Origin of the sequence: Actinocrispum wychmicini (genome assembly GCF_004345645.1) — a bacterium.
Classification (GTDB): Bacteria; Actinomycetota; Actinomycetes; order Mycobacteriales; family Pseudonocardiaceae; genus Kibdelosporangium; species Kibdelosporangium wychmicini.
The window spans coordinates 86,575-101,123 of sequence record NZ_SLWS01000013.1; the positions used below are offsets into that span (position 1 = coordinate 86,575).

General features: G+C 69.2%; 6 protein-coding genes. 5 read left to right on the plus strand and 1 reads right to left on the minus strand.

Annotated features, from left to right (window positions below; translation table 11 throughout):
* Position 1 precedes the first annotated feature (1 nt).
* Entirely contained in the window at positions 2 to 328 is a 327-nt protein-coding gene (locus EV192_RS43785; protein WP_424923431.1) for an ArsR/SmtB family transcription factor, read from the minus strand.
* A gap of 133 nt (positions 329 to 461) precedes the next feature.
* On the opposite strand from EV192_RS43785, the gene EV192_RS43790 reads away from it, so the two are divergent.
* From EV192_RS43790 to EV192_RS43810, 5 genes are all read left to right on the plus strand, one after another.
* Complete coding sequence (locus EV192_RS43790) at positions 462 to 2,483, plus strand: bifunctional copper resistance protein CopD/cytochrome c oxidase assembly protein (protein WP_132124873.1); 2,022 nt, start codon at positions 462 to 464, stop codon at positions 2,481 to 2,483.
* 171 nt (positions 2,484 to 2,654) lie between these two features.
* Positions 2,655 to 3,041: a single-stranded DNA-binding protein gene (locus EV192_RS43795; RefSeq protein WP_132124667.1), complete on the plus strand. Its 387-nt coding sequence runs from the start codon at positions 2,655 to 2,657 to the stop codon at positions 3,039 to 3,041.
* Between the two features lie 87 nt (positions 3,042 to 3,128).
* Positions 3,129 to 4,805, plus strand: a complete 1,677-nt coding sequence (gene ettA, locus EV192_RS43800) for an energy-dependent translational throttle protein EttA (protein WP_132124668.1) — start codon at positions 3,129 to 3,131, stop codon at positions 4,803 to 4,805.
* A 12-nt stretch (positions 4,806 to 4,817) separates the two neighbouring features.
* Entirely contained in the window at positions 4,818 to 9,452 is a 4,635-nt protein-coding gene (locus tag EV192_RS57010; RefSeq protein ID WP_132124669.1) for a diguanylate cyclase domain-containing protein, read from the plus strand.
* 132 nt (positions 9,453 to 9,584) lie between these two features.
* Positions 9,585 to 14,534 (plus strand): NAD-glutamate dehydrogenase, encoded by a 4,950-nt coding sequence (locus EV192_RS43810; protein WP_132124670.1) that lies wholly within the window; start codon positions 9,585 to 9,587, stop codon positions 14,532 to 14,534.
* Positions 14,535 to 14,549 lie beyond the last annotated feature (15 nt).

Genomic DNA, 14,549 nt, shown 5'->3' on the forward strand with positions numbered 1-14,549 from the left:
CTCAAGTTCCCTTCTGCTCGTCCGACGTGCTGAGGGTGCGCACCGCGGCCGCGATGGCGGCCGGCGTGAGGTCGTACGCGAACCCGTTGACCTCGTAGTACTTCAGCGCCTTGCCGTCGTCGGACAGTTCGAGGTGCCCCGACACCAACCCGGCGGCTTCGAGCTTCCGCAGGTGTACCTGCAACAGCGCGCGGCTGATGCCCAGCTCGCGCGCGAGCCGGCTGACGTAGTTGCGTTCCTCCGTCAACGCCGCGACCACCCGCAGCCGGTGCGGGTTGGCGAGGGTCGCCAGCACCTTCAGTAACTCGTCCCCAGTCGGCAGGCTCATGTCAGCCATAGTGGAACCCAGCACATGCAAATAAATGTTAGCACATGCCAGCTGATCCCCACCGGAGATCAGTCGACAGGATGCGTTCTACGCTCAGTACGTGTCCTCCACAGACGCTCCGCCGAAGCCCGAGATGAAACGAGTTCGCGCTCGGATCGGCCCGCTGATAGTGGTGGGCGGCGTCCTCGCCGTGGTCGTGGCGGCCGGGCTGCTGGCCCTGGTGAGCGACCGGTACGTGGCCGGCGTGCCCAACCCGGGCGCGTTCACCGCATACGGCCAGATCATCGTGCGTGTACTCGCCGAGATCGCCAGCGTGATCTGCGTCGGCTCACTACTGTTCGCCGCGTTCATGGTGCCGCCACGCGAATCCGGCATGCTCGCGCCGGACGGCTACGCGTCGGTGCGGATGGCCAGCTGGGCGGGCTGGGTGTGGTTCGCGTGCGCGCTGCTGTCGATTCCGTTCGCCACCGCGGACACGTTCGGCCGGCCGGTCACGCAACTGCTGGACATCCGGACGCTCCTGGACCTGTCGTCGGAGGTCGACACCACCAACGCCTGGCTGATCACCGCCGCGCTGGCGTTCCTCGCCGCACTGGGCAGCCGCATGGTGCTCACCTGGGGCTGGACCGCGGTGCTGTTCTTGATCGCACTCACCGGGCTGCTCCCCTTGGGGGTCAGCGGGCACTCGTCCAGCGGCGGCCAGCACGACCTGGCGACCAACAGCCTGATGCTGCACCTGCTCGCCGCCGCGCTGTGGGTCGGCGGGCTGGTCGCGTTGCTCGCGCACGGCCGTCGCAAGGGCGCGTACCTGGGGCTGGCGGCCAGCAGGTTCTCCAGGCTGGCGCTGTGCTGCTGGATCACGATGGCCGCGTCCGGCCTGGTGAACGCGTGGGTCCGGCTGCCGCTCGGCGCCCTGTTCACCACCAACTACGGCCTGCTCGTGCTCGCCAAGGCCACGGCACTGGTCGGCCTCGGCGTCTTCGGCTACTTCCAACGGCGACGCGGTGTCAGGCACGTGGTCGAAACCGGGTCCGGCCGGGCCCTGGTGAAGCTGGCCGCGTTCGAGGTGCTGGTCATGATGGTGACCTTCGGGATCGCCGCCGGGCTGGCCAGAACCCCGCCGCCGCAACAGGAAGTCCTGCGGCCGACACCCATCGAGATCCGCATCGGGTACTCGCTCGACGGGCCGCCGACGTTCGTCCGACTGATGCTGGACTGGCGGTTCGACCTGATCTACGGCACCGCCGCGATCGCGCTCGCCGTGCTCTACCTGCTCGGTGTGCGAAGGCTGAAGGCCCGGGGCGACAAGTGGCCGGTCGGCCGGACCGTGGCCTGGCTGAGCGGCTGCGCGGTGATCCTGCTCGGGACGTCGTCCGGGATCGGCCGCTACTCCCCGGCGATGTTCAGCGTCCACATGATCAGCCACATGATGCTGTCGATGCTCGCGCCGATCCTGCTGGTGCTGGGCGGCGCGGTCACGTTGGCGCTGCGGGCGTTGCCGGCCGCGGGCAAGGAGGCCCCGCCCGGACCACGCGAATGGCTGCTCGCGTTCGTGCAGTCGCCGGTCGCCCGTGTGTTGACCCATCCCGTTGTGGCGCTTGTGTTGTTCGTCGGGTCGTTCTATGTGCTCTATTTCTCCGGGCTGTTCGACTACGCGCTCGACCTGCACTGGGCGCACCTGGCCATGAACGCCCACTTCCTGCTGACCGGCTACGTCTTCTACTGGCCGGTGATCGGGATCGACCCGACGCCGCGGCGGCTGCCCCCGGTCGGCCGGCTCGCCATGGTGTTCGCGTCCATGCCGTTCCACGCGTTCTTCGGCGTGGTGCTGATGAGCATGCAGCAGATCATCGGCGACCGGTTCTACCGGTCACTGGGGCTGCCGTGGGTCACCGACGCACTGTCCGACCAGCGGCTCGGCGGCGGCATCGCGTGGGCCGCCGGTGAGGTCCCGCTGCTGGTCGTGGTGGTCGCACTGCTCGTCCAGTGGGCCCGCCAGGACGAGCGCGAGGCCCGCCGCCGAGATCGTCGCGCGGACGCCGACGGAGAGGCCGAACTGACCGCCTACAACGCGATGCTGGCCCAGATGGGCGGTGCTGGTAGGACTGCCAAAACAGCCTCCGACCAGGCAGAACAGCAGAACGAAACGAAGTAGGTACGAGCTAGCACACCCCACCGACACTTTCGGCGCCCCACCCCGCGCCGAGCACCGAGTTATCCACATGGTCCGAGTTGTCCACACCCGGCCGCCACCCCCTGGCCATGATCACCCCCGGTCGGCACGCTGGAAGCACAGGCAAGACCGCCGAACCAAGGAGTGATCCCCATGGCATGGAACGAGACCAAACTGACCGCGACCGGTCGGATCATCACCGACGTCAAGACCCGCACCCTCCCCGACGGGACCCTGTACGCCGACTTCACCCTGGCCGCCAACGAACGCCGGTACGACCCGGACACCAAGGAGTGGGTCGCCGGCAAGAGCCTCTACCTCCGGGTGAAGTGCTACCGGAAGCTCGCCGAGAAAGTGGCGGCCACTCTCACCGTGCGGGACCCGGTGATGGTGACCGGCCGCGTCTACACCGACAAGTACGAAACGGACAGCGGGCCGCGCTCGGATCTGACGCTGGACGCCAAGTGCATCGGCCCCGACCTGAGCCTTTGCGACGTCGTCATCGAGCGCAAGCCGTCGCTGCTGGAGCCCGCGGCATGATCCACATACCGGGGTTCACGGCCGTCAGGCGTGCGTTCGCGGCAGTCGCGGTGAATCGCGCGTGCCGACCGCTCTACGATCGCGGGCATGGCGGAGTTCATCTACACCATGAAGAAGGTGCGCAAGGCGCACGGGGACAAGGTCATCCTGGACGACGCGACGATCGCGTTCTACCCGGGGGCCAAGATCGGCGTGGTCGGGCCGAACGGGGCCGGCAAGTCGTCCGTCCTCAAGATCATGGCGGGGCTGGACCAGCCGAACAACGGCGAGGCCTTCCTGACCCCCGGCTACTCGGTCGGCATCCTGATGCAGGAACCGGCGCTGAACGAGGACAAGACCGTCCTCGGCAACGTCGAGGAGGGCCTTGGCGAGGTCAAGCTGCAGCTGGACCGGTTCACCCAGATCGCCGAGCAGCTCGCCACGGACTACTCCGACGAGCTGATGGAGGAGATGGGCAAGCTCCAGGAGGCGCTGGAACACGCCGACGCGTGGGACGTGGACTCCCAGCTGGAGCAGGCCATGGACGCGCTGCGGTGCCCGCCGCCGGACGCGGACGTCAAGGTGCTCTCCGGTGGCGAGCGGCGTCGGGTGGCGTTGTGCAAGCTGCTGCTGTCCAAGCCCGACCTGCTGCTGCTCGACGAGCCCACCAACCACCTGGACGCGGAGAGCGTGCTCTGGCTCGAGCAGCACCTCTCGCAGTACGCGGGCGCGGTCCTGGCCGTCACGCACGACCGGTACTTCCTCGACAACGTGGCCCAGTGGATCCTCGAGCTCGACCGCGGCCGGACGCACCCCTACGAGGGCAACTACTCCACGTATCTGGAGAAGAAGGCCGAGCGCCTTGAGGTCCAGGGCAAGAAGGACCAGAAGCTGCAGAAGCGGCTGAAGGAGGAGCTGGCCTGGGTGCGGTCGAACGCCAAGGCCCGGCAGACCAAGTCCAAGTCCCGGCTCGATCGCTACGAGCAGATGGCCGCGGAAGCGGAGAAGACCCGCAGGCTCGACTTCGAGGAGATCCAGATCCCGCCCGGCCCGCGGTTGGGCCACGTGGTCGTCCAGGTCGCCGACCTGAAGAAGGGCTTCGACGACCGGGTGCTGATCGACGGGCTGTCGTTCGACCTGCCGCGCAACGGCATCGTCGGCGTGATCGGTCCGAACGGCGTGGGTAAGACAACACTGTTCAAAACCATCGTCGGCCTGGAAGAACCGGACGGCGGTACCGTCAAGATCGGCGAGACGGTCAAGCTGTCCTACGTGGACCAGAACCGCGCCGGCATCGATCCGCAGAAGAACGTCTGGGAGGTCGTGTCGGAGGGACTGGACTACATCCACGTCGGCCAGGTCGAGATGCCGTCGCGGGCGTACGTCAGCGCGTTCGGGTTCAAGGGGGCCGACCAGCAGAAGCCGGCCGGGGTGCTGTCCGGCGGCGAGCGCAACCGGCTCAACCTGGCGATGACCCTCAAGCAGGGCGGCAACCTGATCCTGCTCGACGAGCCCACCAACGACCTGGACGTGGAGACCCTCGGCTCGCTGGAGAACGCGCTGGAGCAGTTCCCCGGCTGCGCCGTGGTCATCTCCCACGACCGGTGGTTCCTTGACCGGGTGGCCACGCACATCCTGGCCTGGGAGGGCACGGACCAGAACCCGGGCCGCTGGTTCTGGTTCGAGGGCAACTTCGAGGGTTACGAGCGCAACAAGGTCGACCGGCTCGGTGCCGAGGCCGCGCGGCCGCATCGGGTCACCTACCGCAAGCTGACCCGGGACTAGGCGGCAGCACCAGTGGCGGCGGGCCGGAAGGGATCTCGGTCGGGCGGCGGTGAATCAGACGGCGAACTGCTCGTCGACACCGCCGACCGGTTGAGATGGCGTGCTCCTGAGCTCGCCCTGGAGTTCGCGCGGCAGGCCGCGACCCGGGCCGACTCGAGGGACGGGTCGTTGCGGCTGCGCGCCAGTGCCCTTGTGGTCGCCGCGCTCGTCCGGCTGGGCAAACACGCGGAAGCCGTCCAGCCGGCCGTGCTGGCCCTTCGGGAGGCCGAGTCGGCCGGTGCTCGGGAGGTCGTCGGACCGATCCGGGTCGACCTGGCCGCGAGCACCCGCACGGTCGGTTTGGCGGGCAGTGCTTTGGTACTGGTTCGTCCACTGTTGGAAGGTGGTGATGCGCGGCCCGCGGTGCGGGCCGGTGCGTTGGCGGAGATCGTGGGTGGTCTGGCGCAGGCCGGGCGGCGCGCGGTCGTCGACGAGGTGCTCTCGGAGGCCGACCGTCTCTACGCGGCTGACGACTCGCTGAGCGGCGACGTGCGGCGGGTGCTACGTGCCCTGTTGTGCGCGCGGGTCGCGTCGTTCCGGCGCCGTTGGGGCAACGCTACGGGTGCGGTCGCGTCCGCGACCGAAGGTATGGCCTTGCTCGACGGCTTGGCCGACCCGGGCGCGGAGTCCGGCCAGGCACGCGCCGAGCTGGGTCTGGAGATGGTCACCGCGTTGCTCGACGCGGGCGAGGTGGGTGCCGCGCTCGGGCAGGCCGACCAAACCCTGGACCAACCGGTGCGGGCACCGACGGCGGCCCCGATCGGCCGGTTGATGTTCGTGTTGGCGACCCGGGTGCACATCCCGGACGGCCGGGTGGACGAAGCACATGCCTTGTTCGCGGAGATCGTGCGGATCGCCCGCCGGCACGGCCAGGACGCGTTGCTGGCCGACGTGTTGACGTCGTTGGCGCACGAACAGGAGGCGGCCGGGGACCTCACTGGCGCGCTGGAGTCGTTGCGCTCGGCACGGGCGGCCGACCACCGGCGGCTGCGCGAGGACACCATGGCGCGCCTGATCGTGCTGGAGGAGCTCGGCGCGGGAACTCGGCTGCCTGACGACACGGAGTCGTTGCTGCGCCGCGTGGTCCGGTCGCCGGCTCGGGCGATGACGGACCCGGTGGAGGCGCCTGGGATGGCCGTGGGCGAGCCGCGGTGGCCGGACGGCGACGACCGCGACGCCGAGACGGGCCTGCTGAACCGGCAGGGCCTGCGTCGGCGGCTGGCCGCAGCGCGCCGGCAGTCCCGGCCGACCGCGTTGACGTTGGTCCGCCTTGAGCCGACCAGCGATGCGGAGCCCGAGCCACAACCGAACAACGACGACCCGGACAGCACCGACAGGTTCAGTGCGAGCCTGATCGACAGCTTGGACAAGGCGGGCCGCCGGGCCAGTCCGGAGGTCGACGCGGACGTGCTCAGTTCGCTCGTCGACCATGTCCGCGACATGGCGCCGGAGCAGGCCGAGCTGGTCCGCCCGGAGGAGGACGAGCTGGCCGTGCTGTTGCCGGACACCACCAGGGACGAGGCGGAGGAGTTCGCCGCGTCCCTGCGGGCCACAATGTCCACATCGGACTGGGACCCGGCGGACCCGGCCTGGGGCATGCACCTGAGCACCGGCGTCGCCCAGTACCAGGAGGGCACATCGGAGGACGCGTTGCTGAGCGCCGCCCGCGAAGCCCTGACCGGCCAAGAGTACGACGGCACCCAACAGGACACGGACATGGAACGCCCAGCCTGGCAGTCGGTGGAGCCGGTCTTCGACGTGCCCACGGGTGAGGACAACGAAGCGTCGTTCGCGGACGTCCAGTCCCGCACCGACGGCTACACCTACATCGAGGAGTACGCCTCCACCACCGACGACCACCAGCAGGACCGTGATCCCGAACTGGAGGCGTACCTGGCGGGCTTCTCGTTACCGGAATACGGCCAGTGGTCGTCCACCCAGGAACCCCAGGAACCTGTCGCCACCCCCGACCCGGAACCGTTTCCAGCCGACCCGCCCGCCCGCCATGACGCCGCCAAGGGCAGTGATCAGGGCAGGTCTGTGCTCGACCGGCTGGGAATCACCCCATCCGGCGGCGGCGGCCGTCGCCGCGCCCCCGACTCACTGGACACCACCCGACCCCCCCAAGACCAACCCCCCACCACCCCCTCCCACCAACAAACCGGCCGTCGCCGCCGCGCCAAACCCGACCCAGACGACGACCACCCCGCCGCTGACAACCCCGCCTCCGGCCATCCCGCCTCCAGCTACCCCGCGTCCGGCCATCCCGCCTCCAGCTACCCCGCGTCCGGCCATCCCGCCTCGAACTACTCCACCGCCGACCACCCTGCCTTCAAACACCCCACCTCCAACTACACCGCCTCCAGCCACTCCACCTCCGACCACCCTGCCTCCAACTACACCGCCTCCAACTACACCGCCTCCAACTACACCGCCTCCAACCATCCCGCCTCCGACCACCCCATCTCCGACCACCCTGCCTCCGACTACTCCGCCTCCAGCTACTCCGCCTCTGACCACCCCGGCTCTGACTACTCCGACCACCTCAACCCCCCGGACCAACCCGGCCGCCCCGACCATCCCCGCGGCTTCGACTCCCTCGACCGCCCTGACTATCTCGGCAGCTCGGACCGCCCTGACCGCTCTGATCACCCTGATCGTTCCGGCTCCCTCGACCGTCACTCCGACAACTTCGACAATTTCGACAACCCCGACCACGCCGGCCACCCGGAGACTCGAACCGCGTTCACCCTGAGCGACCTCGCCCGCGGCGCCGACACCCTGCCGGAACCAGGCGGCCGTCGTCGGGCCCCGGACCCGCCCGACCTCGATCTGTCGGACGCGGGTGGCTCCCGCGTGCCCGAACTAGGCGGGCATGGCGCTGCCCTGGATCCGTTTCACCTTGACCCACCGGCCACCCACAGCTCACCTCTGCCCGAACCCAGCCAACCCAAACAACCCGGCCGTAACCCAACGGACCGGACCACACCGGCAGACTTGCTCGGCGCCGCGGAGTCCCCCGACCACTCCGAGGTAGGACGGGCACTCGACCAAGCCCTGTTCAGCGACGACTCGCACCTGCCCACCCGCACCGACCCCAACCGCTCGGCTGCCCTTGAAGCCCGCACTCTCTTCGACTTCACCACCTTCGACCTGTCCCACCCCGACCGCCCCCCAACGGGCCGAAGGCGAGCCCCCGAGCAAGATCCATCTGACCCGACGTCGGCACCGAACGCCCTGGGCCAAAGCGGCGCGGACCAAGACCAGGCCAGGCCGAACCGATCCAGCAGCCGACAAGCCACGGACAACCAGGCCGGACCGGACCAGGTGAGCGGGCAAGGGACTGCGGAAAACCCACCTGCCTGGGATTGGGCTGGACTCCGGCGGCCAGCGGACGACGAAGCCGGGCCGGATCGGGCCGCTGGGCAACGGGTCACGCGGGACCAAGCCGGGCCGGATCGGACTGGTGGGCAACAGGTCACGCGGGACCAAGCCGGGTCGGACCGGGCCGGTGGGAGGCGTGCGGCCGAGGAGCGACCCTCGTCGAACCGGCTCGACGGGCGGCGTGCTGCCGAGGGCCAGGGCGGGAACCGGATCGCCCTCGATCTGAGCCACCTGGACCGAGACCAGGCCGTGTCCGAGACCGACCGGTACCAGCCCGATGCCGAGCCGCTGGCGTCCCGGTCCGACGTTGAGCCTCAGGCGTCCCGTTCCCGGCTCGATGCCGACTCTCCGGTGTCTCGTTCGCGGTCTGATGCCGAGTCTCTGGCCTCCCAGCCCGACGCTGAGCCTCTGGTGTCCCGGTCCTCGACCGATGCCGGGCTTCTGGCGTCCCGTTCGCGGTCTGATGTCGAGCCGCCCGTTTCTCGTTCCCGGTCCGATGCTGGGCCGTCCGGGTCGCGCTCCGGGTTCGATCTGTCAGCCGAGCGGCGGCCGTTGGATTCCAGGAGGCCTTCGGCGATGTACTTGTCCGGTCCCGCCACCGGGATCGGTGAGGAGGTGCTCGCCGCCGCTGCCAGGGCTTCCGTTCCGCAGTTCCCTGAGCCTGATGATGTTCCCCGCGTGCCCGATCCTCCTGATGTTCCGCCGGTTCCCGAGCCCGATGATGTGCCGCGGGTCCCGGATCCTCCTGATGTGCCCGGTTCTCCTGACCCGGATGTGGGGCCTGGTCCGCATCGGCGGCCGGTGCCGGCCAGGCCGAATCCGGACGTTGAGCCGGTTGGTGCGAGGTCGGCGAGGCGGCGGAGTGTGCGGCAGCGGGCTGAATCGGTTCCGTCCGAAGGGGACGAAGACCGGTCCGCTTGGCGTCGTCGGCTGGCCGCGCGGCGGGAGGCCGACCGGGAATCAGTTGGGCGTGGTGGTGCGGTGCCGCCGGAGCAGGCCGATCCAGTTGACCCGTTGGGGCCGGATGAGTCACCCGAAAGTGCTGACCGGCCGAGTCGGCTGCGCCGCAAGGACAACACCGCTGTGGGATTGGGCGATTTGCTCGCTGAGGCGCTTGCCGCTTACCAGTCGTCGCACTCGGACACGTCCGGCGAAGACGTTCCGTCGTCCTATGATGATCTGCCGGACAGTGGGCGGCACCACCCACCGACTACCACGCCTTAAATGATTCTCAAGTGGCGCCAGTGGTTGCATGTCCGGTAGCGCCGCCCAACTAGGGTTAGGCCGCAGCTGGCACGACAACACTGGCACAACGACGTGCCGCACACGGTGCCGACGAGCGTGGAGCCGCCGAACATGACCTCGACTGGAGTCCAGTCCCACCCGGGCGTAGCCGCAGCACAGCCCACCACCTCGGCCAGTCCCGAACAGCGCCGGGACGAGCTGGTGGACAAGGCAGCCGGGTTAGCGACGGACATCGCCGACCTGATCCGCCTGTACTACCGCTACGTGCCGCCGGAGGAGGTCGTCGACTTCAGCCCGACCGACCTGGTCGGCGCCGTCCGCTCGCACCTCGACCTGGCCGGTCAGCGGGTGCCGGGCCGGCCTGAGGTGCGCGCGGTGAACCCGACCGCGGAGGCGGACGGCTGGAGCACCCGGGCGACGGTGATCCAGGTGGTCACGGACGACATGCCGTACCTGGTCGAGAGTGTGTCCGCTGAGCTGGTGCGCAGCGGTGTGCAGGTCCAGCGGGTGGTGCACCCCATCGTCGTGGTGCGCAGGGACGTGGCCGGCACGTTGCGGGAGGTCCTGCCGAACGAGGATCCCGGCAACCCGCCGGCGGACACGCTGGTCGAGTCGTGGATGTACATCGAGATCGACCTGATCACGGACCCGGACCGCGGCCGCGAGATCGCCACCGGCCTGTACTCGGTGCTGAACGACGTCCGTGAGGTCGTCGAGGACGCGGACCGGATGCGCGGCCAGGCGTTGGCCATCGCCGACTCGCTGGACTCCGGTCAGTTGCCGCTGACTCCCGAGGAGGTGGGCGAGGGTGCCGCGCTGTTGCGCTGGTTGGCGAACGGCAATTTCACCTTCTTGGGTTACCGCCAGTACGAACTGATGAAGGGTGACGGCGATCCGGCGTTGCGGGCGGTGCTCGCCACCGGCCTGGGGGTTCTGCGCCAGGACAGTCTCGCCGCGCGCAGCCTCACCGCCGGCCCGGACTCGGTGACGCACGCGTTGGCACCGAAGCTGTTGGTACTCACCGAGGCGAGTGCGCCGTCCACTGTGCACCGATCGGTGTACCCCTACTACGTCGGGGTGAAGACGTTCGACGAGCACGGCCAGGTCACCGGTGAACACCGGTTCCTCGGCGTGTTCACCACGCGGGCCGTGCACGACAACGTGTTGGACATCCCCGTTGTGGCGCGCCGGGTCCGTGACGTCATCCACCGCGCCGGCTTCCCGCTAGACTCGTACTCCGGGCAGCGCATGCTGGAGGTCATCCAGAACTGGCCGCGGGCCGAGCTGTTCTCGTCGACCACGGACACGTTGTACGGCACCGCGACCGGCGTGATCGCGTTGGCCGACCGTCGCAGGCTGCGGTTCTTCCTGCGCCGCGACCCGTTCGGCCGGTTCTTCTCGTGCTTCGTGTTCCTGCCCCGCGACCGCTACACCACGACCACGCGCCTGGCCATGCAGGAGGTGCTGCTGGCCGAGTTGGGCGGCTCGAACCTGGAGTACAGCGCCCGGATCGGCGAGTTCGCGCTGGCGCAGGTGTACTTCACCGTGCACACCGATCCGGCCGTTCAGGTCGAACCGGACATCCAGCGCATCCAGGAACGCCTCACGCTGGCGATCCGCAGCTGGGAGGACCGGATGGCCGAGGCCATCATGGCCGAGCACCAGGAGACCGGCGGGCCCGCCATGATCGGCGCGGAGTCCGCGAGCGAGCAGGGCCAGCGGCTGGCGAACGTGTTCCCGGAGGCCTACAAGGAGGACTTCACCGCGGTCGAGGCCCTGAAGGACCTGCGGCGGCTGCAGGGCCTGGCGAACAAGGGCGACATGGACATGCAGTTCTACGTCCCCGACGACGCCGGGCCGGGGGAGCGCCGGTTCAAGCTGTACCTGGCCGGTGACGGCGTCACGTTGTCGCAGGTGCTGCCGGTGCTCAGTCGGATGGACGTCGAGGTGATCGACGAGCGTCCATACGAGTTGCGCAACGACGGCGGCGAGGACTGGTGGATCTACGACTTCGGCCTGCGCCTGGACGCGAAGGCCTTGGCGCACCGCACCGACGAGGAGATCGCGGTCGCACGCACCCAGTTCCAGGACGCGTTCGGCGCGGCCTGGCGCGGTGAGGCGGAGGTCGACCGGTACAACGCGCTGGTTCTGCGGGCCGGCATCAACTGGCGGCAGTCCACGGTCCTGCGGGCGTACGCGCGCTACCTGCGTCAGGCAGGCACGCCGTACAGCCAGGAGTACATCGTCAACACGGTGATCCAGCACACCGACGTGGCCACGGCGTTGGTCAAGCTGTTCGAGACGCGGTTCGACCTGGAGCTGGACGAGGACACGCGGCTCGTCGAGGCCGAAGCGCAGGTCACGCAGATCACGGCCATGATCGACGAGGTCAAGAGCCTGGACGAGGACCGCATCCTGCGCAGCCTGCTGCGGCTGATCAACGCCACGTTGCGGACGAACTACTCGGTCCGGGACGCGGACGGCATGCCGCGGCCGTATCTGGCGTTCAAGCTCGACCCGCAGGCGATTCCCGAGTTGCCGCAGCCCCGGCCGCGGTTCGAGATCTTCGTGTACTCACCTCGCTTCGAGGGCGTGCACCTGCGGTTCGGGCCGGTCGCCCGAGGTGGGCTGCGGTGGTCCGACCGCCGGGAGGACTTCCGCACCGAGATCCTCGGCCTGGTCAAGGCGCAGGCGGTGAAGAACGCGGTGATCGTGCCGGTGGGCGCCAAGGGCGGGTTCGTGCTCAAGCGGCCGCCGGTGCCGACCGGTGACCCCGGCCTGGACCGTCAGGCGCTGCAGAACGAGGGCGTGACCTGCTACCGGATGTTCATCGCGGGCCTGCTGGACCTGACCGACAACCTGGCGGCCGGCAGCACGATCCCGGCCCCCCAGGTGGTGCGGTACGACGGCGACGACTCGTACCTCGTGGTCGCGGCCGACAAGGGCACGGCGACGTTCTCCGACATCGCCAACGAGGTGGCGATGAGCCGCGGGTTCTGGCTGGGCGACGCGTTCGCGTCCGGCGGCTCGGTCGGCTACGACCACAAGGCCATGGGCATCACGGCCCGTGGCGCGTGGGAGAGCGTCAAGCGCTACTTCCGCGAGCTGGACGTGGACACCCAGACCCAGGACTTCACGGTCGTCGGGGTCGGCGACATGTCGGGTGACGTGTTCGGCAACGGCATGCTGCTGTCCGAGCACATCCGGCTGGTCGCCGCGTTCGACCACAGGCACATCTTCATCGACCCGGACCCGGACGCGGCCCCTTCGTTCGCGGAGCGCCGTCGCCTGTTCGACCTGCCGCGCTCGTCGTGGGACGACTACGACAAGTCGTTGATCAGCGAGGGCGGCGGGGTCTGGCCGCGGACGCTCAAGGCGGTGCCGCTGAGTCCGCAGGCGGTCAAGGCACTCGGCCTGCCGGAGGGCACCGGGAAGTTGTCGCCGGCCGAGTTGATGCGGGCGATCCTGCTGGCTCCGGTGGACCTGCTGTGGAACGGCGGCATCGGCACGTACGTGAAGGCGTCCACCGAGTCCAACGCGGACGTGGGGGACAAGGCGAACGACGCGCTGCGGGTGAACGGCGCCGAGCTGAACGTGAAGGTGGTCGGCGAGGGCGGCAACCTGGGCCTGACCCAGCGCGGCCGGGTCGAGTTCGCGCACGCGGGCGGCAAGGTGAACACCGACGCGCTGGACAACTCGGCCGGGGTGGACTGCTCCGACCACGAGGTGAACATCAAGATCCTGCTGGACCACCTGGTCACCGAGGGCCGGCTGACCCAGGAGCGGCGGGTCGAGCTGCTGGCCGAGATGACCGACGAGGTCGGCGACCTGGTGCTGGCGGACAACTACCGGCAGAACGCGGTGATGGGTGTCAGCCGGGCGCACGCCGGTCCGATGGTGTCGGTGCACGCGCGGCTGGTGACGTGGCTGGAGGAGCACGGCGGGCTCAAGCGCACCCTGGAGGCGCTGCCGACGCCGGCGAAGTTCACCGAGATGGAGAAGACCTGCGAGGGCCTGACGTCGCCGGAGCTGGCGGTTCTGCTGGCGCACGTCAAGCTGGGCCTGAAGGAGGAGCTGCTCACCAGTGACCTGCCGGCCAACAACGTGTTCGCCGGCCGGCTGCCGGAGTACTTCCCCAGCCAGTTGCGGGAACGGTTCGGCGACGCGATCCCGCGGCACCCGCTGAGCCGGGAGATCACCACGACGTTGCTGATCAACGAGATGGTCGACGGTGGTGGCATCACGTACGCGTTCCGGCTGGCCGAGGAGATCAACGCCACCGGGACCGACGCCGTGCGCGCGTTCGCCGTGGTGGCACGGGTGTACGACCTGCCCGACGTGTGGCGGCAGATCGACGAGCTGGACAACCACGTGCCCACGGCCATCGCCGACCAGATGGTCCTGGAGACCCGGCGGCTGCTGGACCGGGCGTCCCGCTGGCTGCTGTCCAACCGGCCGCAGCCGCTCGCGGTCGGCGCCGAGATCAACCGGTTCTCCCAGGTGGTGCACGACATCGCGCCGATGGTCGGCGACCTGATCTCCGGCCCGGACGCCCAGCTGATCGCCGAGCAGATCGAGCGCTACATCGAGGCGGGCGTGCCGCCTGTCCTGGCTCGTCGGGTCGGCACCCTGGTCAGCGCGTACAGCCTGCTGGACATCACCGAGGTCGCCGAGCTCGCCGAGCGTGAGGTCGGCCTGGATACTGAGCGCAGCCCGCTGGAGACCGCGGAGCTGTACTACTCGCTGGCCGACTACCTGGACGTCGACCAGCTGCTCACGTCCATCAGCGGCCTGGAACGGGGCAACCGCTGGCACGCGTTGGCGCGGTTGGCGTTGCGGGACGACGTGTACTCGTCGCTGCGCTCGATCACGCTGGACGCGTTGCAGCACAGCGACCCCGGTCAGACCGCGGCGCAGAAGATCGACAACTGGGAGAAGGCGAACAGTTCCCGGCTGGGTCGCGCCCGGTTGGCGCTGGACGAGTTGAAGCAGATGGCCGGCCGGCTCGACCTAGCCACGCTGTCCGTGGCCGCGCGCCAGATTCGCAGCATGATCCGCTGAGTACGGAGGTTCGAG